Here is a 24,074-nt window from a genome sequence, read left to right as displayed (position 1 = left end):
TGCCGGCTTAGTCGGCGGCACTGCTTTCGCTGCCATATGCGTCCGGCGTTTTGTGGAGGACCCGCGCTGCGGGGAACTGCACCGTCACGGTCGTTCCTTCGTTGACATTGCTCTCGATGGTCACGTCACCGCCGTGCATCTCCATCATCGACTTGACCAGGGCAAGGCCGAGCCCCGTCCCCTCATATTTGCGGTTCACGCCGCTATCGACCTGAACAAAGGGTTCCATCACGCTATCGAGTTGATCGGGCGAAATTCCAATGCCCTGGTCCACCACCCTCACCAGGCAGCTCCCGTCCTGATCGAGGGAGGCGTTCAATACAACGTCGCTTCCCTCCGCCGAGAATTTCACGGCGTTCGACAGAAGATTGAGCACGACCTGTCGAACCAGTCTTTCGTCGCCGTGAAGCCCGTGGATTTGCTCGGAGACCGTGACGTCGATTCGCACCTTGCCAGCATCCGCACGCTCACCCATCATTCGCGCGCAGCCTGTGAGGGTCTCGCGCAATTCAAAATCACTTTCAATCAATTCGATGCTGCCGGCCTCGATTTTCGACATATCGAGCACGTCATTGATGATTTCCAGCAGATGGCGCCCCGAACCATGGATATCGCCCAGATACTCCATATATTGTTCAGCACCGAGCGGACCATGGATCTCGTTCCGCATGAGTTCCGAGAAACCGATCACCGCATTGAGCGGTGTGCGCAGTTCATGGCTGATATTCGCCAGAAATTCGGACTTTGCGCGGTTCGCGGACTCAGCCTCTTCCTTGGCCGCACGCAAACCCGATTCGCGCTGCTCGAGCTGGTTCACCATCCGATTGAAACTTTTCGACAGTACGCGCAATTCGCGCGGCGCATGGGCGGGCAGCTCACCCACCCGCGTGTGCAGGCCGCCGGCCGCGACCTCGCTCGCGGCTTTGGATACCGCAACAATCGGGGCCGCAAGAAACTTCGAAAGGAGCCAGCCGATAACCGCGGCCGCCAGTATTCCGATCAGGGTCAACGCCACCGCCACGTTCCGGACACCGCTGGCGGCATCTTCAAGTTCACTGAACGGTTGCGGCACCATCACGCCCCAGCCGACATTGGAGACTGCGGTGTGGCCCGCGATCATATCGGCCTGCATTGGCGGTGAATAAAATGTCGCGACGCCCGTTTCTCCGTTCATCATCTTCTGAACGACGGATAGTCCCGATGCATCCTTCGATGTCGCTTCCCAATCACTGTTCGGATGCGCGACGACCTGGCCCTTGGCATCGACGATCATCGAATGTCCGCGGTCGCCGAACTCGATCGATTTCTGGACTTGCCGCAGGAATGTAGGCTCCAGAGCCCCCAACACGAGCTGCCCGTCCTCGCATTCGCGGACCACGAAGAATACCGGCTTGCCGTGGAAGCGCAGCAAATCGGAGATATGGACGTCCTTGTCCGATGTCTGAGCCAGGCTGCGCAGTTCCCCGAGCATCGACATCGGCATCTCGAAATCACCGTGCGGCACGGCAGGGTCAACGAGGAACTGCTCGAACTTGTCTGCCTCGTCCAGCACAACCACATAGTCGAAATTCAGGGATCGAAGCAGACCTTCCAAACCCTCGATTTCCTGATCGTTCGCGATATTCTTCGAGGCGACGCGAAAGGTCTCTCGTACATCCGACACATAGCGCTCCAGCGCGCCACTCAGATTCTGGGCAATCAGCAGATGCTTCTCGGTGACCGACTCGACTTCTTTTTCGAGGGCATTGTTCTGAACCCAGCCCGCGAGCAGGAAAACCGGCACCGCAGACACGAACACCAACGCGGAGAACAGTATGAGCTGAACGCGATAACCTTCGGCAATGCGCTTGGCCAGACGCCGGACCGCGCTGCGCGGGCGCGCAATCACGGTTGTCCGGTTTGCCTCGATTTCAGCGTTCAACATCTGTCCCGGCGGTCTGGCTATGAAATTGCGACGAGATTGTCATGGGTCGGCGTAAACGTCTGATCTACCGAAATAATATTGATACAAAAATGACATTAAGATCGCGTCAACACAAATTGCCGGACCGTGGCAAGGCGGACAAGCGGCTCCATAATCGCATAAACGGAGAATTTTTGAAAAGTGCCATGCCTCCAGAGCACATGTCCTCTGACAAATCACCCGATGCGGTTGATCGCGTCATTGACTAGCCTAGCTTCCACAAACCACATCAACTCCCCCATACTTGGAGAATCAGCATGCACATCCGTGTGATTGGCATTGTATTGGCCGCGCTTGTCCTTTTCGCAGCCCCTGTCAGCATTCCTACCGCTTACTCTCAAGACACCTTTGTCTTTACGGCGATCCCAGATCAGGACGAAGCGCATTTGCGCACTCGTTTCGGAAAGATTGCCGATCATCTCTCTGACGAACTCGGGATCAAAGTTGAGTACATCCCGGTAAAATCCTATGCCGCCGCCGTCACGGCCTTTCGCAACAACCAGGTGCAACTCGCTTGGTTCGGTGGTCTGTCGGGTGTTCAGGCACGCCAGGCAGTTCCTGGCTCTGTCGCGCTAGCCCAAGGCGTTGAAGACGAGAATTTTGTTTCCTACTTCATCGCGCATACCAGCACCGGCCTGACCGAAAGTTCCGATTTTCCTGCGGCAATTGCCGGGAAAACCTTCACATTCGGCTCGAAGGGCTCCACGTCTGGACGCCTGATGCCGGAATATTTCATCCGAAACCAGTTCAAGAAATCGCCCGAGGACGTGTTCTCTCGTGTCGGTTTCAGTGGTGATCATTCGCGCACCATTGCCCTTGTCCAGTCCGGAGCCTATGAAGTCGGCGCATTGAATTTCGCGGTGTGGGACAAGGAACTTAGCGAAGGGCGCATTGATCCGAAGAAAGTGCAGGTCATCTGGCGTACGCCGACCTATCCGGACTATCAGTGGACCATCCGCGGCGATGCAGATAACAAGTTCGGTGCCGATTTCACGAATCGTGTCCGTGCGGCGCTCCTCAACATCACGGACCCTGCCGAACTCAAGGCGTTTCCGCGATCGGGGTTCATTCCAGCCACCAATGACGACTATGAGCCCATCCTGCGCGTCGGCAAGGAAATCGGCATTCTCGACTGATGCACGTTCTTGACGTATCGGGTATCCCCGTCGGCTACAGTGGCCGGCGGGTACTCGAAGACGTACATCTGCGCATCGAGCCCGGCGAGCGTATCGCGATTGTCGGCGAAAGCGGTGCGGGCAAAACCACCCTCCTGCGTCTGATCCGCGAACATTGCCGTATGCCCACGGCAATCATCCCGCAGGACCTTGGTCTCGTGCAGGCGTTGTCCGTATTCCACAACGTCTATATGGGGCAACTCCACAATCATTCGACGCTTCACAATCTTCGGACCTTGTTCTGGCCGGTGACTAAAGATGTCGACGCAGTCCGCGAGACACTCGCGCCCCTGCGCCTGACGGAAGAACTGTTTGCCGCCGTGCGCCGACTGTCCGGCGGCCAGCAACAACGGACCGCCGTCGCCCGCGCGCTTTTCAATGATGCGCCCGTTCTGATCGGCGATGAACCGGTTTCCGCCGTCGACGACCATCAGGCACGGGAAGTACTCCAACTTGCCGGAACCCGGAAGGAAACGGTCGTTGTCGCGCTGCACGACCGGGCACTCGCCCTCTCATTCGCCGACCGGATTGTCGGCGTGCAGGACGGAAAAATCGCCATGGACACACCGTCCGCCGGATTGACCCCGGGCGATCTGGACAGGTTGTACAAGACATGAGCCCCGTCGCGGCGCTGTACCGGCGTTCGCCGCTGGCACGGACGCTGTTTTCATTCTTCACGATCGCGTTGGTGTTTCTGGCCTTCGCTGATATCGAGATCACAACAGTCGATCCGTGGAATGAGTTCAGACGTCTGCTGCTCGGCATCGTGACACCCGATTTTTTCGCTACCGAGAGCCTGTTCTCGGCCCTTGTCAACACGATGGCATTTGCTTTCCTGGGTGTCGCATTCGGAGTTGGTTGCGGTTTCCTTCTCGCCCTCGGATTTCACAGCCGCATTGTGCGAACCTTCTGTGCCGTTATCCGGGCGGTTCACGAACTTTTCTGGGCACTGATTTTTCTCCAGATATTCGGTTTGTCGCCGTTAACCGGCATTCTCGCGATCGGCATTCCCTATGCGGGCATCGTCGCCAAGGTGTTTTACGAAATTCTCGAAGAGGCCGACGACCGCGCCGTCGACGCCACTCCGTCGGGTGCGGGCCTTTTATCGACGCTGCTATATGTCCGGCTCCCCGATGTATGGGCCCATTTCAGCACCTATGCGCTATATCGCCTGGAGTGCGGTCTGCGATCGAGCGCCGTGCTCGGCTTCGTCGGGCTGCCGACGCTCGGATTTCATCTCGAAACGGCTTTCCGACAAGGCGAATATTCCCAAGTCTCCGCACTTCTGATTCTGTTCTATCTCATCATTGCCACCCAGCGGTTCTGGGCGCGCCGCAAGCTTCTGCCGCTCTACCTCATTGCCGCCTGTATGGTGCTGCCCTGGTCGACCGAAATCTCCGGCACGAACATCATCCGCTTCCTGACCGTCGATATCGTGCCTTTTCCGCTTCGCAACGGCGGCGGTATCGAGGGATTGGCGGACTGGTTGTGGACGCTGGCAACGACCCAGGCCTTGCCGGGCTCCATCGCGACGATCCAACTCACGATGATCGCGCTGGTAGCAACAGGACTGCTGTCGGCGCTGATGTTCCCGTTGATTTCACCACAGATGTTCGGCCGCCCTGCCCGCACTTTCGGGCACTTGGTGCTTGTCGTAACCCGCTCCACGCCGGAATACATCCTTGCCTTCGTGTTCCTGCAACTCTGGGGGCCCTCAATGCTGCCGGCGATTGTCGCGTTGGCACTCCACAATGGCGGCATCATCGGGCATCTGATCGGTCGCCATACCGAGACCCTGACATTGCGGGCCGATGCGCCGACCGGACTGAATCGCTATGCGTACGAGTTGCTGCCGCGTGTCTATCGCAACCTGCTTGCCCTGCTCTTCTATCGCTGGGAAGTCATCATGCGGGAAACGGCGATCCTCGGCATTCTCGGGATCGCAACGCTCGGCTTCTACATCGACAGCGCGTTCGCCGAACTGCGCTTCGACCGGGCGATATTCCTCATTGGTCTGACCGCAGCCCTGAATATTGCGATCGACGTGACATCACGCCGGGTCCGCGCCTACCTGCGGCTGCGCACGACGCTGGAGGGGCGCTAGAAGAGTTTTTCGCGCGCAACGCGGGCCGCGTCTTCCATGGTCATGAACTCGGCACCGTCGGCGATCAGCTTGTCCACCAGCTTCTCGAACGAAAACATCCGGAACCCGCGACCGATCACATAGGGGTGCATGGTGTAGGTCAGCACCCCCCATTCCTCGTTCGCCTGCATATAGACAAACTCGTCATACCAGCTGTCCATCACCTCGCGCGCCGGACGCAGGCCGGGCATGAGAAAATTCGGGGTGCGCATATACTCGAAATGCGGATGATCATCGAGAGTCCAGCTGATCGGCATCTCGATCAGGGAGGTGTCCTCGCCATACTGGATCGGCTTGCCGAGTTCCGCGACGTCGCCACGGCGCGCCATCATCGGAATATAGTCGCCCGCCATCAGGCTGCTGTCATACTCGAAACCCTGGGCCTCCAGCAGGTCCAGCGTGTTCTCGCTCAGATCCCAGGACGGCGACCGATAACCGCGCGCCTTTTTGCCCGTCAGCTTCTCGATCGCCTCGTTGGCGCGCAGCATGTCCTCTTCTTCCTCGTCCCGGCTCTGTTCGGCCGGTGGAACATGCGCCCAGCTGTGATGGGCGATCTCATGGCCTCCCTCGACCACCGCATCGCAGGCCGCGCGGTGGCTTTCGATGGTGAATCCCGGAACGAACCATGTCATCGGGATGCCACGTGATTTAGCCAGATCGAGAATACGGCGGGCACCGGTCAGGCCAAACTCGCCACGCGACAGCATGGTCGGGCTCGCGAGGCCGCGGGCGATGAACCCGCTCTCGGTATCAAAATCAAACGTCAGGCAGACGATATGGCGCGGCATGGTATTTCCCCCGAATTTCAAGGTCTTTGGTTAGCGCATTCCCGCCCGAGAGTGTAGATAAGACCGCAAAGAATTTGCGTGAGCGGGGGACATTTCCATGACGACCAGAACACTCGGTATCATTCTCAACGGCGCGACGGGCCGCATCTGCCGAACCCAGCATATTCGCGGCGGACTGGCGCAGATCCGCGCGGAAGGCGGGCTGCCCGTCGGTGATGATGTGATCATGCCCCGGCTGCTGCTTGCGGGCCGCAACGAGGCGCGCCTGGCCGACGTGGCCAAGGAATTCGGCATCGAGGAATGGACCACCGACCTCGACGCTGCCCTGGCCGACGCGGATTTTCCGGTGTTTTTCGACGCCGCCGCGACTCATCTGCGGCTCCACACGCTCAACCGCGCCATCGACGCCGGCAAGCACATCTACACCGAAAAACCCATCGCCCCGAGCGTGGCCGAAGGTCTCGGCCTGATGCGGCGCGCCGACGATAAAGGCCTGCGCCACGGCGCCGTCGAGGACAAACTCTTCCTGCCGGGTTTCCGCAAGCTGGCCCATCTCGTCGAACAGGGGTTCTTCGGTCGTATCGTCGGGTTTCGCCTGGAATTCGGCTGGTGGGTGTTCGATGGTGCCGAGGCCGAATCCCAGCGTCCCAGCTGGAACTACACCAAAGCCGGCGGTGGCGGATTGCTGTCGGATATGCACCCCCATTGGCGTTATGTGATCGAGGGCATCCTCGGCCCGATTTCACGCGTGGCCTGCGCCGCCTGGACTGCGCAGCCCGAACGCATCGACGAAGAGGGAAAGCGATATGACGTCGATGTCGAGGACGCCACCGCAACCCTGCTCGAACTTGAGAACGGCGCCCGGGGTGCAATCCTCAGCTCATGGGCACGGCGCGTGCGGGGCGACGATCTCGTGACCTTCCAGATCGACGGCACCGGGGGCTCCGCCGTTGCGGGCCTGCGCCAGTGCTGGGCTCAGTCCGCCGCGGATACGCCGCGCATCGAGGGATTCAACATGGGCCCCGACGCGGCGACCATGGATTTCTCGATGGACTATGACAGCCAGTGGAAGGAAGTACCCGAGACCGCGCCCTACAAGAACCCGTACCGTTTCGGTTGGGAGGGATTCATCCCCCATGTCGTCACCGGCGCGCCGTTCGCGCACAGCCTTGCCGCGGGCATCCGCGACGTACAACTGGCAGAAGCAAGCGCGAACGCGTCCGATAATCACAGCTGGGTGGACTTGCCGGAGCTGGCTTGACGCCGCCCCTCGCGCAAACTGCTATACTCGACTGCACTGACGATTGCCGGAGCCTACCCATGGCCGACCTACCCATCCTCGAACTTGGTGATGACCCCTATCAACGCGGCCTGACCCATGGACGTTCTCAACGCACCCAGATCGCAGAAAATATCGATACCTACCTGGCGCGCTTCGCCGCCGGGGGACTGGATGCCGAGAACGCCCGGAAGGAAGGCGAGACCTGGATCGGCGTCATGCGCGAGCAGAACGCCGACTACGCCGAAGAAATGCGCGGCATTGCCGACGGCGCCGAGCTCCCGCTGGGCGACATTTCCATGATCAACGCCCGCTACGAGATCACCTTCGGCCTGTTCGGCGACGAGGCGAAGGCCAACGACAACCCGGCCCTGGCCGACGACGCCGACGGCTGCTCCACCTTCGGCGTGATGCCGGAGGCGAGCGCCAACGGGCATACCATTCTGGGCCAGAACTGGGACTGGCTGGCGGGCGTGCACGGACGCTGCGTCGTGCTGCGCATCACGCGGAAAAACGGGCCCAACATGATCTGCTACACCGAGGCCGGCATCGTCGGCGGCAAGATGGGCGTAAACGAACACGGCATCGGGCTGGTCGAGAACGGGCTCGTGTCCGACCATGACGGCCGCAACGCCTATGAAAAACCGTTCCACATGCGCTGCCGGGAAGTCCTCGACGCCGAGACCTACGACATGGCGCTGCTTCCCATCCTTTCGACCAAACGCGTCTGCTCGGCGAATTTCGTGGTCGGCCATGCGGATGGCGAGATCATCGACATCGAGACCAGCCCGGACGCGGTGTCCTATCTCTACCCGCGCGACGGCCTCGTCACCCACTCCAATCACTTCATCGACCCGCGCCACGGTCCCTCCCAGATGGAGCGGCTGTCGACCAGCACGCTCTACCGGGCAAACCGACTCGACCGGCTGTTGCGCGACCATGTAGGAAAAATCGATGATGCGGTCATCCAGTCGGCTTTGGCGGATCATTTCGGCTATCCCAACGCGATCTGCCGGCATCCCGACGAACGCCAGCCCGAGGCCAAGCGGACCATGACCAACGCGGCGTTTATCTTCGACCTGAACGCGCGCAGCATGCGGGTCGCGAACGGCCCGCCCTGCTCTACGCCGTGGGCACTACATATGCTGGACGGCAACGCCGTCGAGCAGGCCGCCGAATAGCACGCGATTAGCCGTCTGCTCTAGACGCCCATCGGCGACGGCCCCAGGCGGTCACGTGGCGTACCCAATACCCGTTCGAACGCCAGCGCGATGCCGAGCGCCGTCTCTTCGTAACCATCGCGACAGACGATCTGCATCCCGACAGGCATGCCCACATCGTCGAGGCCAACCGGGAGCGTGACCGCACATTGGTGCAGCAGGCTGACCGTCACCGTGTTCTGCACGTATCGGGTATTGGCCATGAGATGGGCTTCGGGACTCTCGATTTCGCTCATCTTCGGCGGCGTGATGGGGATCGTCGGGCCGACGATGGCATCGAAGGGTCCGAATCCGGCGTCGGCCGCGGCGGCCATCCGCGCGACGTCGCGGACACGGCGCAGATGCTCCGCGGCCGTGTAGTTTTCCGCCGCCGCCAGGCGAATGGCGACGGCGGGGTCCAGATCGTCCTTGTAGTCGATCATCTCGTTGTTGATGAAGCTGGAGAATTCGCCGATATGCAGACCGCCCAGATCATTGAGCGCTGAGACATCATCCAGGTGAGGCAGCGTTGCGGAAGACAGCCGCGCACCCGCCTTCTCCAGTTCGGCCAGCGCCTCATGCACCCGCTCCGCGACGCCGGGATCGCAATTGGCGAAATACCAGTCGCAGACACCGATCCGGAAGTCCGACACATCCACGTCCGAGAGCACATCCAGGATACCCGAGACATCACCGCCAAGGATGGGGTCGATGGCCGCGAATCCGAACGCCAGATCCGCCGCGCTGCGCGCGATCGGCCCGGGGGTGTCCAGAGATGGGACCAAAGGCACGATTCCATCGACCGACCAGCGCCCCGGGGCGGGTCGAATGCCCGCCGTCCCCGTCACCGACGCCGGCATTCGAACGGACCCGGCCGTATCCGTACCGATGGCCAGCAGTGCGGAGCCTTCGTGCAGGCTGACACCGGCGCCGGAACTCGACCCGGCCGGGGAACGGTGTTCCTTCGCATCCCAGGGATTCCACGGCGCGCCCCAGTGCCGGTTCGCCCCCATGCCCCCGAACGCGAATTGCACGGTGTGCGCCTTGCCGGAGATAACCCCCAGCTGATGACGGATGGTCCGTATGACCGGCCCTTCGGATTGCCATTTCTCGGGCAGCTCCCGGGGGCAACCGGCGAATGTCGGGTAGCCCGAAACCCCGATCAGATCCTTGATCGAGACCGGGATCCCTTGCAACGGGCCGAGATCTATTCCCGCGGCGAGGGCCGCATCCGCCGCGGCCGCCTCGCCACGGATCTTTTCCGGCGACCAGGTCTTGTAGGCATGTAGTTTTTCACCACGCTGATCGTGGTTCTCGATCGCCCATTCGGCAATTCCGGTGGCTGTCCGGCTGCCGCATCGCAGTGCCGAAGCGATCTCCAAAAGTGATGCTGTCGCCAGGTCCGGTGCAGATGCCATGCTGTCCTCCCGTGTTTCGACCGCTATTGTTTCATCAAACGCCCCCGGGCGGCCACTCACCATTGCCGGATCACACCCAGGCCAATGAACGCAGCCGAATACACAGGAGACTATCGCTGCGCCCTTGTCGACCCCGCGCGGCCCGAGGCGGCGATCGAACTGATCGCCCGCGCCTTCAGCCGTGATGAACCGCTCGCCGTAACGGCGGGCCAATCGCATGAGGAACTGACGGCAATGCTTGGCTTGTTTCTGCCGGCGGCAGTGCATGATGGGCTGACGATGGGCGTTTACGACGACCGGAGATTGGTGGGCGCGGCGCTGACCACTGCCTTCACCTTCTCCCCGCCCCCCGAGGCCGAAGGCGCGTCACCCGGCTACCCGCCGATCGGCGCATTGATCGAAACCCTGGAACGGGACTTCGAACGCGCGAATGCCGCGCGCCTCGCCGGCTGCGCGCATATCCACATGCTGGCGGTCGACAATGCGGCACGCGGGCGCGGCATCGCTCAACGGCTGGTGGACGCGACCGCCCGAAATGCACAGGCAAAAGGATTCAGTGCGATTGTCGCAGATGCGACAAATCCCACGTCGCAGCATGTGTTCGCCAATCAAGGTTTCGAAACCCGCAACGAGATTCGCTACGACAGCTTCGTGCATGACGGCACCAGGAGGTTCGCGGCGATCGCGAACCTCGGTGCCATCAAGCTGATGGAAAAACGTCTCTAGAGCGCTTGTCCGTTCAGGCTGACCTTCACATCGGCCACCACGGAATCGGCCAGGGTCGCGTGCAGATAGCAGACGGTCGCGGCGATCTTCATGAGCTTCTCATGGGTCGCGTCGTCCTCGTCACCCGACAGGAACAGATGGGTGTCCGCCGGTTCGATATTGCCTTCCCACGAACCGTCAGCCGGATCGCCCGACAGGGTAAACGGCGTGTACTGCACCAGACGCGCGCCGCGAATGTTGAATTTCTGGTGGATCGTGTACCGCTCGACCTGGGTCAGGTAGCAAAACGCGATCCCCGCCGCGATCAGGGCCAGGCCGCTCGGCGCCTGATCGCCATCCACCCGCTCGTCGGTCTTGAACTTGAAATTACTCATGCCCGGCAGCCCGAGGACGGCATCCGTCTCGACCACGCCCGCGGGATCCAGCAGAACGCTGTTCCCGGCGATGGTACGCACGATGCGTTTGACCTTGTCGTCCGTACCGTTGATCGCAGGCTCGATCTCACCCTCATTGGCCTCTCCGGTCTTCCAGATGAGATCATCGAGTTCGTCCGAACCGTCAAGCGGTGACGGCACCGAGCTGTAGGTCTTGTAGGGATCAGACGCGTCCGGCGCATCGGAGTTCGGCAGCGATGTCACGACCCGGCGACGGCCGTTCACATAGATCGCGAACGTGCTGCTCACCGGGGTCTGCATGGTTGCCATCGCCGGCGATGCCTTGATCGCATCCTGCACCAGCTTCGAGATCGCATCGGCGGGTGCCGGCGAGGAAATCTCGGCATGAATGCGCGAAGGCTCCACATGCCCCTTGGCGTCACCGCGCACGAAGGAGCCGATGACGTAATAGCCGTTCTTGAGATCGAGCTTCAGGTCATCGATCTGAATTCCGCGCACGGCGGCGATTTTCAGAAGCCGGCCGATCAGGTCGGAGTGGAGGCCGGCATTGAAGAAGCCCAGGGGAAACGGCGCGATATCGGCGCCACCGAGATGCAGGCCTTCGTCGGTCGCCATCCGCCACTGGCTGCCGGTCTCGCCCTCATGGACGATGCCTTCCTTCTGATATCCGGAGAGTGCGCGGGCCTCGGTCACATAGACATCGCGGGCCGGTCCGGCACCGAGAATATCCGGCCGGGCCGTGCCCTGCCTGTATTTGAAGCCGATCGGAAATCCCGATCCCTCGATAGTTTCCACCGCTTCGGTTGTTTCCGCCGTGCTCATTGATCGCATCCCCCGTCTGGATAATTCTTTCTGTTCGGTTTGATCGCATGAAATCCGGGTCATGTCGATGTATGGCCGGATTGAACTTTGGGCATATCGCCTCCATCAGGCAACCGGCTCGCGCTTGCGAAACCAGTCCGGCAGGTCATCCTCGGCCGTGCCCGAGAAGATGCACTGGCGGATCGCCTTGGCTTCCTCGGCCGTTACCGACCCGACATCCTTTGCCGCATCCGTGCCCGATGTGAAGGCCGGCGGCGGTGCGAAGCAATCCGCACATCGCCGTTTGAGAAGTTTCAGTGGCGGTTCGCCCTTGAAAGTCTCCACCAGCTCGATCGCCGCGCGGACATCCGCGTCTTCGCCGGTGACCGAGATCACGACGGTGCCTTCCGACCCGGACACGCCACCGCCGCCGACATGCACGGCCGTGAGCCCGAACAGGATATCGAAGGCCTGTATTTCGGTGATCACCTTGGCATTTATCAGCGGCAACATGCCGATCTTGGTGCCGTAGAAGTAGTCGGCCTTGGCATGTCCGAGTTCGTTCGTCGCCGCCTTGATCGACGGGACAAGCTTCTCGAGTCCGACGGGTACGATGAGTGGAATTCCGGTGCCGCAGATCGCACCATAGGCCCAACCAATCGTACCGGCCGCGTGATGGGCGTTGAAGATACCGGCGTTGAACTCATGGTCGACCGCGTTCGCACCCTTGATAAAGAGGGACTTGTCGTCCCAGCCGGCAAGCGTTTCCTCCATCGTCGGGACCGGCGGCACGGGCTTGCCCTTGACGAGGCGCATCAGCGCGGGCTTTTCCTCGGGCTGGGTCTGACAAAGGGTGCCGTTGATCACCTGGCCGGAGACGTAACGATCACGCTCCGGGCAGTCACCCGTCACTTCTTCGGCCACGTAAACATTGGTCGAACCGTGGGCGATCACGATCTGGGCATGCTGCAGCGCGTACTCTACCTCTGGTAACGCGGCGACGGCCTTGCCGATCAGACGTTTGGATTCCCATGGAGTGAAGGCAAAGACGGCGCGCATGTCACGGCTCCCGTTCGTTTGATTTTATGCTTTTGAGATCACGTGACGATAGCAACAAAAACGCCGCCGGCAATCCCCGACGGCGTTCTATGCATGACTTATTTCCCGGTCGCGTAATCCCCGTGGTCAGGGTGTCCCGCGCTGATAGGCCTTCAGTTGCCGGACCGTCGGCTGGCCGCTGACAAAGGTGGCGACCTGAACATAGTGACCGATCGTCGGGTCGAAGTGGAACAGGAACTCCTCGCGACCATTGCGATTACACAAGACCGGCCAGGTCTCTGCCTTGCCAGCCGGGACCGTAATTTCTACCTTCGCCTGTACCGTGCAGGACCATTCAGCCCGCCAGACAGACGGCGGACGGTCGGCCTGCCCCTGAACATCGAAGGTCACGTTGTTGCCTTCCGCGATTGGAAACAACCCGCCCTCCTTGATCTCGATTTTACGCCGACCGGATTCCTGCGGCCCCGACCATTGAACGGCTGGCAGGAAGGGGTCGTAGGAGGTCAGCAACTCGTTGCCTGAATCGTCACGCCAGACGACATAATCGCCGGAATGATCCACGACCTCCCAGGTCGTGTCCGGGTTGGTAAAGGTGAAGCGCGTGCCGACATCCACCAAAGGCTTGTCGATGCCGTGATTCAGCATCGGCGCTTCGGCGTCAGCAAGGCTGATGGGCTCAAAACCAGTGCCCTCACACGCCGCAAGCCCGAGAGCAGCCGCACCAAGAACCAGCAAGTGCAAGTTGTGCGGACCATGCGCCCGCATCATCCCAGCTGCCATATTCGCCATCGACATACTGCCGCCCCCCTGAGCGTTCTATTTCGCCAACGAGGAAGCGAACATCTGCGTCTCGACAACGAACAGACCGGCCAACCAGGCAATCTTGTCGACATCCGCGTCGGACATCAGGCTGACCGTCATTGAGATGCCCGGCTCACCGCCGGGATTGGCACCATTTCCGGAAACCGAAGCGCGGCTGCGAAGGTTCGAGCCAATATGGTTCCACTCATTCATCTTCTCCATGGTCGCGTTCTTCGTGGGCGCATAACCGGCATAAAAAGTCAGGTCCTCACAGCCCCAGCTGCCGCAATCGGCAAAGAAAACGGCCATCTTGGCGATATTTCCGGGCTTGTCGGTAATGACGATATGCGGTTCACCCTCCGCGTCCTTGTGCATGCTGGTCGAATATCCGAGCTGGGCGATTGCCGTGGCCACCGTCTCGGCCTTCACCGATGTCGATGGGTCATCGCCGGGGCCTGCATGTGCGTTCAGGGTTCCAAGTGCGAGCATGGCTCCCGCTGTAATTAATGTCTTGATCATAGTGTTTCTCCTTTTGATATCTGGATTGTCTTAGAACAGGTGATGGAAGAAGTGACTGATCGCGTGTCCGGCCTTTTTGAGACCCTTGTCGATGTCCTTCGCGACAGTCACGACGCCCTTCTCGATTTCGTATCCGAGCTTCTCCAGCTCCTTGATGGCTTCCTCAATGAGGTCGCTGTTACCGCAGTCGGACTTGAGGCCGACATTGCCGATCATGATGCAGTTTTTCTTGCCCACCAATTCGGACAAACAACCGACCTTGCCAATACAGGCCGCCGCCGTGGCCGACTGATGTCCTGTACTCACATTGATCCGGGCGCCGTGATCCGCCTTTACATTGCCGATCTCGATACCCGAAAGGCCACCTAATGCGGCATAGATGCTCGAACTCAGATCGCCCGTGCTGATCTTGATATCGCTCGTGCCCTGGCTCTGTTTCATGACATTGCCGACATAGACGACGGATTTGGCGCTGGCCGCACCGCCCACCTCGTTATGAATATTACCTGTCCTGATCGAAGCTTTGACTGAACCGTGGGTGCCATCGGCGACAGTCCCGATATGAACCAGCGCCTGGCTTGAGATCGAAAAAGATTCGTTCTTGATATTGCCAACCGTAATTGTTTCCGTGACGCTGGCTTGACCTTCGATGACCGCGACATCTGTGGTTGCCACACTGCGCACGCCGATTGATTTGGTTTGAATTTCGCCCACTGTGACATCGAGAAGCGATCGACCCGACCCGCGGACAACGCCGACCTCGGTGGTGGCTGAAGACGACACGCCATATGCATCAGAATAGGCGGATCCGACATTGACGTTCACCCGGTCACCCGATGAATTCGCGGACCGGATTACGCCCAGCTGAACGACCGCCGATGTTCCTGGACCACCGGCAGATGCCGTGACCCTCCCGGTTTTTACGGAAATAAGGTCGTCGCGCGCGACATTGCCCGACAGATAACCGATCTGCTCAAGGCTGCTGCCCTTACCGAACACACCCACGGCGGTACCGGAAACCGAAGTTGCCCGAACATTCACAGTATCGTTGTCGGCGGTATGGGCATCAACAACACCAATTTGCTGGATTGACGAGCCGCTGCCCAGCAACCCGGCGCCGGCACTGCTGGCGGAGCTCAAATTCACCGTGATCTTGACCGCATCCGCGTTCTTGCTGTCGATTTCACCGATGACCTGGCTCGATGATGCCGCCCCTGCCAGCGCCCCCGCTGCGTTGATCAGGTCTCCCGACGCATCAACGGAAACGGAGCTATGCGAAATGGTCCCGCCCGTAATCTCGCCGATTGTCTGTACTGCCTTTGCAGATCCTGCAAGAGCGACACCGGCATTTGTGATGTTGCGCGCATGGACGGTTATGGAATCGTCATTTGCGGTCTTTGCGGAAACCACACCGATTTGCTGGGTCGCGCTCGCCGCACCGGCAAGCGCCGCGCCCGCGTTGGTGATGTTGTTCGCACGAACCCCGATAGTGTCACCTTTCGCATTTTGTGCGTTCAAAACGCCAATATTCTGGGTTGCTTTCGAACCCGCTGCGACACCCCCCGAGACATTTGTCGCGGTATTCAGATTGACGGTGACAGAGCTATTGTCTGCCTCGCCACCGCCGATGAAGCCGATCGTCTGATCGGCCGACGAAGCGCCCGCCAGCGCGCCACTTGCATTCGTCGCCGACTGGAGCGTGACGTCGACCTTATCGTTCTTGGAACGGGTCGCGGCGATGACGCCAATGTCCTGGGTCGCTGTTCCGCTGCCGGCAAGCGCCCCGCCGACATTGGTCAGCGTCGTCGCCTGCACGGATGCTGAATCGCCCGATGCGTTGCCACCGCCGACGACCCCGATATTCTGTGTCGCCTTCGATGCTCCCGCAAGCGTCGCCCCGGTGTTTGTCGCCGTTGTGACGTCAACATCTGTACTCGAATTCGACGACCGGTCGGCGTTGATGACACCGACATTCTGGGTCGCCTTTCCGCTCCCGGCGACGGTCGCGCTTGCATTCGTCAGGGTCGTGGCCCGCACGGATGCGGAATCACCCGCCGCCTTTGATCCGGAGATGGCCGCGACCTCTTGGGTGACAGTCGCCGCACCGGCAACCCCCACGCTCGCATTAACCGCCGTCTTGACCGTGGCCGAAAGACTACTTTTTGATACGGAATCGGCATCCGCAGCGCCTATTTCCTGCACCGCCTTCGAAGAGCCCGCGAGGCTGCCACCCACATTGACGGCGTTGGTCGCATTCACCGTTTCATTGAGGCCCGAGATATTCTTGGCTTCTGTTGAGCCGATGCGTTGGATGGCCGTGGCCGTACCGGCGACCGTGCCGCCGACATTGACGATCCCACCACGGCCGATTGTGACATTGATGTCCGCCCCATTGCCGAGTGCCGGTGCCGTCTCTGCCAACGCCATCACCGGCTCAAGCAATGTTGCCGTTGACAACATCGTTGCCCCGAGGAGACCTCGCGAAAGGGTTATACGGCGGGGCTGCGGCGTCATTACTTCCCGATCGGTACGGCTACGCTTGCGGCCGTCCCATATGGCGCGCCGAGCTTGCCCACCTTCGGATCGTCTTCCCACCACTGCACATAGGGCAGATCGCGCGACGGGGTGTATAGGTTTAAAAGCTTGAAGGTATCGAAATTTATTCGTCCCGTGGCGAGGACGTTATGCTGTTGCTGGTAGGCATCAACCGCCTTCATGGTGGCATCGTCGGCAGCGCCGGTGATCGGGCCCTCATAATAGCCGCTATCCTTGAGCCCCTGTTGCACAACACGCACCAACGTCGAGCGATCCGTGGCGTTGAGCTCATCATACCGCTCCAGCAACTGCCGATCGCGATTCTCCGCAGCACCCGCATTCGCCAGACAACGCCAATAAGGCACATTCTGCAGACGCCCGATCAACTCAACCGCGCCCACCTGAACCAGCGCCCGGTAGACCATATTGAAATCGCGGCTGATGTTTTCGCTAAGCGAATAGCTGAACCCGAGATCACCCAGCGTGAGATCTGCTGTGAGTGAGGTGCCCTCGGAGTTTTGCATTGCCAATGTGTTCGACGTGACCGCCCCCGGCACGATTTGGAGGTTCGATATGAACCCGGCGCTCATGTCTACCGTCAGCGAACCGTAACCTCCGAGTAGTGAGAAGCTCGCCGTCGCTGAATCGTCGCCTCGGAATTCAGACGATGCCCCCGCACCCTCCTGGCCGGACCAAAGGTTCTTGTTGTGCTGCGTTACACCGCCGCGAATGAAATAATCCGGCACACGGAAATCACCCTTGTCCGGATGGGCCCCCTGAAGATCCAAGATGTCACGGATGTCGGATCCAAACGAGACGAAGCGCACGCCCCGGCTTCGATTTGCCATCTGTGTGAGCGCCGTGATCAACATTTCCTTGCCACCGGCCGATATGGACCGATCGGAAGTGAAATTGTTGAGCCCCTGGGTTGTCACATAGATCGGCTGGGACTGATGGATCAGCATCAGATTATCGAGACAGACCAGCGCCTGGTTGAAGTTTGTGACGGTTGCACGGGGCGCCGCCGCCGGAAACTCGCGTTGCAACTCATCGGGCGGGGTCGGCGGAATGCCCGCACAGGCAGTGAGAACCAGCGTACCGGCCACGAGAGAAAGCTGCAGGGCGCGCCGGCCCAACCCATCAGAAGTGAAATGCATGACGACGCTCAGCAGGAGTTGTTGGAGTTAATGATGTTGCCCTGAACGATCACCGTGGTTTCATGCTGACGGTGATCGCCTGCGACGGGGCGCACATTGCCCAAGGCGATCCCGCCGCAACTGGCTTCGCTGCCCAGCGTCCCCAGCGCGCTGCCTTGGAGCGCACGCCGCTGGTTCTGCTGATTACTCGCAGAGTTCCGACGGCTCGAGAGCTGCCCGGCCGCCCGGTTCGCCAGGATCAGCGCATTGGCGTCATTATCGATGATCTCGGCCGATGCCGGCACCGACGCAGCAAATGCTACAGATGTGAAAAGAACCACAGCACCTGCGGTGAATGCGATACGCATAACAAATCCCCCCGAATTTTCGGAATGTGGGTTAGCTGCAATCGCTGCCGACAGTACCAATCGACTGACAAATGTCTGCCTTGCCGCCTTCGACATTGCCAGCGTTCACCACGCCTGCCTCACCGATTTTTACATTGCTCTTGAGGGTGCCGGAGATGTTGCCGGAGATAACGGAGCCAATCCCCTGTTTGATGTTCGCGACACCGCCCTCGACATTGCCGGCGTTGATAACACCACCCTTGCCGATGCTGACATTGATGCTGGCGCCGCCACCGATCTTCGGCGCGTCACCCGCGTTGGCAACCGAACCGGCGGCAAAGAGAAATGCGAGTGCGATCGCACCTGTGTGAAGAATTTTCATGGCGTACCTCATCGTTGTTTGTTCGTTTTCGCGATAGACTTTCCATCACTATACAAAAGAGGCTCGAACTTGGGCAGAAATTTGCGGCCAGTATGGTCTTTTGTCGGCGCCGTCGGCATGGCAGGGGGTACAATCGTACTCGCCGCCCTGTCCGGCGACGATCTTGCGGCTCAGGCGCAGAGCGACGCGCCGACTCTCATCTGCGACGAGCCAGCGGACATCAGGGCCTCGCGTACCGGCGCGTCGGGGCGCGCCTACCCCTGTTACACGCTCGAGCGCGCGGTGAATATTCCGGTTGGCCGCACCACCGTGCATTGTGACGAGGAAGGCCCGGCCTATGCGGCGCGCAGTGGCAGGTCGGGCCGATATCACGCCTGCTATGTTCTGGGTCAAATCGCAGAGTTTCGCTACCTCGGTGCCATGATCGCGTGCGACATCGACCATGGTCGTGATTCCACGCGTCTCGGTCTCAGCGGTCGCCGCTACGATTGCTACGCGCTGAGCCCGGTCCCCGACAGCGCGAGATAGCGAACGCCGCTTGTTCGGTGCACCGTCATGGCTGCATGATACAGGTTGAACGAAACCGGCAGAGACCGGTCGGGGGAGAAATTTATGTCCAAAGCCAACGATATTCTGATCCGGGGGAACGACTATGAGTTCACCCTGGAAATGGCCGGCACCTACGAAGACACGCCCATCCGCTATGAACCGGGCGTACTCGAGGAAATCTACGCCAAGGTCCTGAACAACCAGCCGTTCCAGGCGTGCGAATTCTCGCTGTCCAACTTCACGATGATGCGTGACCGCGGCGCCGACTGGCTGGCGGCAATTCCTGTATTCGCCAATCGCGATTTTCGCCACTCGATCATCTGGGTGCGCAAGGACAGCCCGCTCGAATCCGCCGCAGAACTTGCCGGCAAACGGGTTGGCGTACGCGACTACACGATGACCGCAGCGGTCTGGCTGCGCGGCACCCTGCTCGACGAGTACGACACGGATTGGCGCGACATCAACTGGTTCGCCAACGCCGAGCAACGCTTCCCGACCCTCGAAGGCGTACCACTGGAGCTTGTCGACGGTGACCCGGAAGCGATGCTGCTCGCGGGCGAGCTGGACGCGTTCATCTCGCCACGCCCCCGCGATCTGCAGAAGGCACCCGCCGATCGCGAACTGCGGACCATCTTCCGCGACGTGCAGAATGTCGAAAAGCAGTATTTCGAACGAACCGGGATATACCCGATCAATCACACGGTGGTGATGCGCCGCGAGTTGCTCGACGACTTCCCCGACGCGCCCGCCGCCATCTTCGCCGCCTACTGCCACGGAAAGAAACGCGCGCTGGCCCGGCGCATCGGCGCGAGCTTCGTCCCCTGGGGCAAGGAATATTGGACCGCGACCATGGCCATGTTCGACGGCGACCCCTTCCCCATGGGACTGACAGAGAGCAACCGCAAAAATGTGGGTACGCTGCTGCGCTACCTGCACGAGCAGAAGCTGATTTCGGATCTGCCGGAAATCGAGGAGCTGTTCCTGCCGGGTACGGCCGGTTTCGTCGAAGGCTAGGCGCAGCAATGTCCGATGACCCAAGTTTCGACTACATCGTTGTCGGCGCCGGAAGCGCCGGTGCCGTCCTGGCCGCCCGGCTGACCGAGAACAGGCGCCACACGGTCCTGCTGCTTGAGGCCGGCCCCGAGGACAAGAACCCCTGGATCCATATCCCTCTGGGCTACGGCAAGCTGTTCTCGAACGCCGCCTACAACTGGCTTTATTCAACGGAACCCAATGTCGAACAGGTGAACCGCCGCGTGCCCCAACCGCGCGGCAAAACGCTCGGTGGAACGAGTTCGATCAACGGCATGGTCTATATCCGCGGCCACGCCAGCGACTACGACCAATGGCGGCAGTTCGGCAATACGGGCTGGAGCTATGACGATGTCCTGCCCTATTTCCGCAAGGCCGAAGACCAGGCGCGCGGCGAGGATGAATTTCATGGGGTCGGGGGGCCTTTGGCCGTTTCCGATGTCTATGAAGAGCACCCGCTGGCCGCCGCCTTTATCGAATCCGCCATCGATGCAGGACACCAACGAAACGATGATTTCAACGGCGCCGAGCAGGAAGGCTTCGGCTATATGCAGTGGACCATGCGCAACGGACGGCGCTGCTCGACCGCGGTCGGCTATCTGAAGCCGGCGCGCAAACGGGCGAACCTCACGGTAGCGACGAACGCCCATGGACTGCGCATATTGTTCGATGGCCGCCGGGCCACCGGCGTCGAGTATGCCCAGGCCGGGGAGACAAAAACCGCCCATGCCGACGGCGAGATGATTGTCTCCGGTGGCGCGATCAATTCGCCGCAACTGCTGCAACTATCGGGGCTCGGCCCCGCCGATCTCCTTCGGTCACACGGCATCAACGTGATCGCCGATATGCCCGGTGTCGGCAGCCACCTGCAGGACCATATCAACGGCCCCCTGATGTTCCGCCTCAACCGGAACATCAGCGCCAACGACGTGGTCAACAGCTTTAGCCAACGCATGCGTACGGGCTTGCGTTACGCGCTTACCCGCAAGGGATTTCTCGCCATGGGCGTGTCCGTCGCCGGCGGATTCTTCAAGGTCGACCCGGCAGCGGTCGCACCGGATATCCAGTCCCAGGTCATGCTCTTCAGCTCCCATGATGTCGGCGGGATGCCGCACCCGTTCCCCGGTGCGACCGTCGTGAACGCGCTGTTACGGCCGGAAAGCCGCGGGCACGTCAATATCACCTCGCCCGACCCGTTCACGGCACCGGAGATTCAGCCCAACTACCTCACGGCACAGAAAGACCGGGACATCCTGATCGGGGGCATGAAGATCGCCCGCGACATCGTCATACAATCACCCTTCCAGGAATTCGTCACCGAAGAGCATGAGCCGGGCCTGGACTGTACCAGCGATGCCGATTGGCTGGATTATCTCCAGCGGCGCGGCCGGACGAGTTATCACCCCTCCAGCACGTGTCGCATGGGGTCCAACCCCGACGACGTGGTGGATGAAAGGCTGTGCGTACACGGCTTCGACGGCCTGCGCGTGGCCGATGCCTCGATCATGCCGTCACTGGTCTCGGGCAACACCAATGCCCCGACGATCATGATCGGCGAGAAAGCAGCCGACATGATTCTGGCAGACGCACGGTAGCGCCGGGGACAAGCCACTGATCCAACCATGCACGACTGCCCTTAGTCACAAGGAGAAACGCAATGCTGATCGTCGATTCACAGGTCCATATCTGGATCAACACCACGATGGGGGCCATCCACCGGCAGATCCCGAATTTCACGGCCGAGGATCTGATCGCGGAGATGGACGAGGCCGGCGTCGACCGGGTGATCCTGCACCCGCCGGGCGTGGTCCCGAACGGCAATGAAATCGCCGTCGCCGCCGCCAACGCCCACCCGGACCGGTTTCGGGTTCTCGGCTGGGTGCACATGGATCAACCGGAGTTGAGTGCGGCCAAACTCGCCGGCTGGCTGGACACGCCGGGCATGCTGGGGCTGCGGTTCCTGTTCATTGCACCGGGGCGCGAGTCCTGGCCGACGGACGGCACCATGGACTGGATCTGGCCGATTGCGAATGAGCAGAAGATGCCGGTCGGATTGCTTGCCCATGAGTTCCTCCCGACGGTCGGAGAACTCGCCGAGAAATATCCCGACATCCCCTTCCTGATCGATCACCTCGGGGCAAACCCGTTCAAGCCGGGGATCGAATCGTTCGACACGCTGCCGGAGCTCGTCGCATTGGCCAGGCATCCGAACGTCGCCGTCAAGATGTCCGGTGCCAACGGCAACTCGACCGAGCCGTATCCGCACACGGAAATCCACGACAAGCTGCAGCAAATTTTCGACGCGTTCGGGCCGGATCGCTGTTTCTGGGGCACCGACTTGTCGCGCATGAAATGCAGTTACAAGGAATGCGTCACGCTGTTCACCGAGGAACTGCCCTGGCTCAAGGGCCGCGATCTCGAACTCGTGATGGGCGAAGCATTGTGCAACTGGGTCGGCTGGGATTTACCTGCCTGATTGATCACCTCAAATCCTCGGAGCCACCGATGATCTATCTGATGCTGCGCCGCGCCCGCCTGTTGGGCGTGGCCGCCCTGTTCCCGCTAGCCGCTTTCGCCATGACGCCGGCAAACGCCGGCCCCGGCGTGGCGCTTGCCCAGGCACAGACCCCGCCGGCTGCGGTAGACGAGGCACAACTGGAAATTTTCGTCACCGCTGCGCGCTCGATCGTCAGCCTGCGCCGCCAGTATGAGCCACGGCTGGCCGCAGCCGGCTCGCAGGCCGAAGCGGATGCCTTGATCGAGGAGGCGCGAGGTCTGATGGCGACAGCGATCACGGATGCCGGCATCAGTGTCGATAACTACCTGGCAATCGCGAACGCCGCACAGGCCGACCCCGCATTGCGCAAACGCATCGAAACCGCCGTCGGGGCGACGCGCTAGTCCGCCGCGTTTGCGCCGGTTTAACCTGCACCGGCATCCGGTAATCTGATAAAAGATCGGTCGGACCAACACCGACCCCTTTGCCGGAGCCAAGACATGTCCACCATCACAACCGTCGAAGAACTCGCGGCGCTTTATGGCGCGCCCGTCGAGACCTCGCTCGCCAAGGAAGTTGACCGGATCACCCCTCACTACCGGGCGTTGATTGAGGCCTCCCCGTTCGTCGCATTGGCCACGGCCGGGCCCGAGGGCCTCGATTGCTCGCCGCGCGGCGACAGAGCGGGTTTCGTGCGCATTCACGACGAGACAACCGTGATGCTGCCCGATCGCCGGGGAAACAACCGGGTCGACTCCCTGCGCAACATCGTGCGCGACCCGCGTGTCGGGCTGCTGTTCCTTTTGCCCGGCAGCGGCAGCACACTGCGCATCAACGGCAAGGCCCATCTGTCCATCGATCCGGATCTGCTCGAATCCTTCGCCGTCGACGGCAAGGCGCCGCGCTCCGTCGTCGTGATCGAGGTCGAGACGATCTATTTCCAGTGCGCGCGGGCGATCATTCGCTCCGAGTTGTGGAACCCTGATCGCTTCATCGATCCGGCATCACTCCCGACACCAGGGCAAATCCTGGCAACGCTGAGTGAGAACAAGCTGGGTGGCGAGGCTTACGACAACAGCTGGGCCGACAAGGCCAGGGATTCTATGTGGTAGGAACCACCCATCAAAAAATTCACGACAAACCCGAATGGGGAGACGATGATCATGGACGTCATTCGAATAATCATTTCACTGTTCATTCCGCCGCTGGGGGCCTTCCTCAAGGTCGGCATTGCCGGCCATTTCTGGCTCAACATCCTGCTGACAATCCTCGGGTTCATCCCCGGCGTCATTCACGCCATCTGGCTGAACGTCCGCAAATAGCCCGGACG

Annotated in this window: 24 protein-coding genes; 13 read left to right on the top strand and 11 right to left on the bottom strand. The window is 60.8% G+C overall.

The window, feature by feature from the left end:
- Window positions 1-7 precede the first annotated feature (7 nt).
- On the bottom strand, window positions 8-1,924 hold the full coding sequence (locus ABJ363_00265) for a sensor histidine kinase (protein MEP4377403.1): 1,917 nt from the start codon (window positions 1,922-1,924) through the stop codon (window positions 8-10).
- Window positions 1,925-2,220: 296 nt separating this feature from the next.
- On the opposite strand from ABJ363_00265, the gene ABJ363_00260 reads away from it, so the two are divergent.
- From ABJ363_00260 to ABJ363_00250, 3 genes are read left to right on the top strand one after another with little or no spacing between them, the layout of a single operon-like run.
- On the top strand, window positions 2,221-3,099 hold the full coding sequence (locus tag ABJ363_00260; GenBank protein MEP4377402.1) for a putative selenate ABC transporter substrate-binding protein: 879 nt from the start codon (window positions 2,221-2,223) through the stop codon (window positions 3,097-3,099).
- Window positions 3,099-3,755 carry an ATP-binding cassette domain-containing protein gene (locus ABJ363_00255; protein MEP4377401.1) on the top strand — a complete coding sequence of 219 codons (657 nt, stop codon included), beginning with the start codon at window positions 3,099-3,101 and terminating at the stop codon, window positions 3,753-3,755. The genes ABJ363_00260 and ABJ363_00255 overlap by 1 nt, the downstream gene beginning before the upstream one ends.
- A complete protein-coding gene (locus ABJ363_00250; GenBank protein ID MEP4377400.1) occupies window positions 3,752-5,242 on the top strand; it encodes an ABC transporter permease in 1,491 nt (496 codons plus the stop codon). The genes ABJ363_00255 and ABJ363_00250 overlap by 4 nt, the downstream gene beginning before the upstream one ends.
- On the opposite strand, the gene ABJ363_00245 is transcribed toward ABJ363_00250, so the two are convergent.
- Window positions 5,239-6,069, bottom strand: a complete 831-nt coding sequence (locus ABJ363_00245) for a polysaccharide deacetylase (GenBank protein MEP4377399.1) — start codon at window positions 6,067-6,069, stop codon at window positions 5,239-5,241. The genes ABJ363_00250 and ABJ363_00245 overlap by 4 nt on opposite strands.
- Before the next feature lie 97 nt (window positions 6,070-6,166).
- Here ABJ363_00245 and ABJ363_00240 point away from each other — a divergent pair, with 97 nt between their 5' ends.
- Window positions 6,167-7,330, top strand: coding sequence for a Gfo/Idh/MocA family oxidoreductase (locus tag ABJ363_00240; protein MEP4377398.1), 1,164 nt, complete (start codon window positions 6,167-6,169; stop codon window positions 7,328-7,330).
- A 59-nt stretch (window positions 7,331-7,389) separates the two neighbouring features.
- The gene (locus ABJ363_00235) at window positions 7,390-8,529 is read left to right on the top strand and encodes a C45 family peptidase (GenBank protein ID MEP4377397.1); all 1,140 of its coding nucleotides are present in this window, start codon (window positions 7,390-7,392) and stop codon (window positions 8,527-8,529) included.
- A 20-nt stretch (window positions 8,530-8,549) separates the two neighbouring features.
- On the opposite strand, the gene ABJ363_00230 is transcribed toward ABJ363_00235, so the two are convergent.
- On the bottom strand, window positions 8,550-9,965 hold the full coding sequence (locus tag ABJ363_00230; GenBank protein ID MEP4377396.1) for an amidase: 1,416 nt from the start codon (window positions 9,963-9,965) through the stop codon (window positions 8,550-8,552).
- Window positions 9,966-10,049: 84 nt separating this feature from the next.
- Here ABJ363_00230 and ABJ363_00225 point away from each other — a divergent pair, with 84 nt between their 5' ends.
- Window positions 10,050-10,691, top strand: a complete 642-nt coding sequence (locus tag ABJ363_00225) for a GNAT family N-acetyltransferase (GenBank protein MEP4377395.1) — start codon at window positions 10,050-10,052, stop codon at window positions 10,689-10,691.
- Here ABJ363_00225 and ABJ363_00220 read toward each other — a convergent pair.
- From ABJ363_00220 to ABJ363_00185, 8 genes are all read right to left on the bottom strand, one after another.
- The gene (locus tag ABJ363_00220; GenBank protein ID MEP4377394.1) at window positions 10,688-11,908 is read right to left on the bottom strand and encodes an OsmC family protein; all 1,221 of its coding nucleotides are present in this window, start codon (window positions 11,906-11,908) and stop codon (window positions 10,688-10,690) included. The two genes, ABJ363_00225 and ABJ363_00220, sit on opposite strands and share 4 nt — an antisense overlap.
- 105 nt (window positions 11,909-12,013) lie before the next feature.
- On the bottom strand, window positions 12,014-12,946 hold the full coding sequence (locus tag ABJ363_00215) for a hypothetical protein (GenBank protein MEP4377393.1): 933 nt from the start codon (window positions 12,944-12,946) through the stop codon (window positions 12,014-12,016).
- A gap of 126 nt (window positions 12,947-13,072) precedes the next feature.
- The gene (locus tag ABJ363_00210; protein ID MEP4377392.1) at window positions 13,073-13,741 is read right to left on the bottom strand and encodes a hypothetical protein; all 669 of its coding nucleotides are present in this window, start codon (window positions 13,739-13,741) and stop codon (window positions 13,073-13,075) included.
- 21 nt (window positions 13,742-13,762) lie between these two features.
- Window positions 13,763-14,266: a YbjN domain-containing protein gene (locus ABJ363_00205; protein ID MEP4377391.1), complete on the bottom strand. Its 504-nt coding sequence runs from the start codon at window positions 14,264-14,266 to the stop codon at window positions 13,763-13,765.
- A gap of 30 nt (window positions 14,267-14,296) precedes the next feature.
- On the bottom strand, window positions 14,297-16,726 hold the full coding sequence (locus tag ABJ363_00200; GenBank protein ID MEP4377390.1) for a hypothetical protein: 2,430 nt from the start codon (window positions 16,724-16,726) through the stop codon (window positions 14,297-14,299).
- 53 nt (window positions 16,727-16,779) lie between these two features.
- Window positions 16,780-17,958, bottom strand: a complete 1,179-nt coding sequence (locus ABJ363_00195) for a peptidoglycan-binding domain-containing protein (protein ID MEP4377389.1) — start codon at window positions 17,956-17,958, stop codon at window positions 16,780-16,782.
- A gap of 8 nt (window positions 17,959-17,966) precedes the next feature.
- Window positions 17,967-18,305 (bottom strand): hypothetical protein, encoded by a 339-nt coding sequence (locus ABJ363_00190; protein MEP4377388.1) that lies wholly within the window; start codon window positions 18,303-18,305, stop codon window positions 17,967-17,969.
- A gap of 31 nt (window positions 18,306-18,336) precedes the next feature.
- On the bottom strand, window positions 18,337-18,666 hold the full coding sequence (locus ABJ363_00185) for a hypothetical protein (protein MEP4377387.1): 330 nt from the start codon (window positions 18,664-18,666) through the stop codon (window positions 18,337-18,339).
- Window positions 18,667-18,783: 117 nt separating this feature from the next.
- Here ABJ363_00185 and ABJ363_00180 point away from each other — a divergent pair, with 117 nt between their 5' ends.
- From ABJ363_00180 to ABJ363_00150, 7 genes are all read left to right on the top strand, one after another.
- Window positions 18,784-19,194, top strand: coding sequence for a hypothetical protein (locus ABJ363_00180; protein ID MEP4377386.1), 411 nt, complete (start codon window positions 18,784-18,786; stop codon window positions 19,192-19,194).
- An 84-nt stretch (window positions 19,195-19,278) separates the two neighbouring features.
- Window positions 19,279-20,229: a hypothetical protein gene (locus ABJ363_00175; protein MEP4377385.1), complete on the top strand. Its 951-nt coding sequence runs from the start codon at window positions 19,279-19,281 to the stop codon at window positions 20,227-20,229.
- An 8-nt stretch (window positions 20,230-20,237) separates the two neighbouring features.
- Window positions 20,238-21,842 (top strand): choline dehydrogenase, encoded by a 1,605-nt coding sequence (locus ABJ363_00170; GenBank protein MEP4377384.1) that lies wholly within the window; start codon window positions 20,238-20,240, stop codon window positions 21,840-21,842.
- A gap of 62 nt (window positions 21,843-21,904) precedes the next feature.
- Window positions 21,905-22,723, top strand: coding sequence for an amidohydrolase family protein (locus ABJ363_00165; GenBank protein ID MEP4377383.1), 819 nt, complete (start codon window positions 21,905-21,907; stop codon window positions 22,721-22,723).
- 29 nt (window positions 22,724-22,752) lie between these two features.
- Window positions 22,753-23,148: a DUF4168 domain-containing protein gene (locus tag ABJ363_00160; protein MEP4377382.1), complete on the top strand. Its 396-nt coding sequence runs from the start codon at window positions 22,753-22,755 to the stop codon at window positions 23,146-23,148.
- A 96-nt stretch (window positions 23,149-23,244) separates the two neighbouring features.
- Complete coding sequence (locus tag ABJ363_00155) at window positions 23,245-23,856, top strand: pyridoxamine 5'-phosphate oxidase family protein (protein ID MEP4377381.1); 612 nt, start codon at window positions 23,245-23,247, stop codon at window positions 23,854-23,856.
- A gap of 51 nt (window positions 23,857-23,907) precedes the next feature.
- Window positions 23,908-24,066 carry a YqaE/Pmp3 family membrane protein gene (locus ABJ363_00150; protein ID MEP4377380.1) on the top strand — a complete coding sequence of 53 codons (159 nt, stop codon included), beginning with the start codon at window positions 23,908-23,910 and terminating at the stop codon, window positions 24,064-24,066.
- Window positions 24,067-24,074: the final 8 nt, after the last annotated feature.

The sequence above is a fragment of the Alphaproteobacteria bacterium genome (assembly GCA_039980135.1).
Taxonomy (GTDB): domain Bacteria; phylum Pseudomonadota; class Alphaproteobacteria; order UBA6615; family UBA6615; genus UBA8079.
Note: the sequence above shows the minus strand (reverse complement) of the source record. Positions and strands in the feature narration are given on the sequence as shown.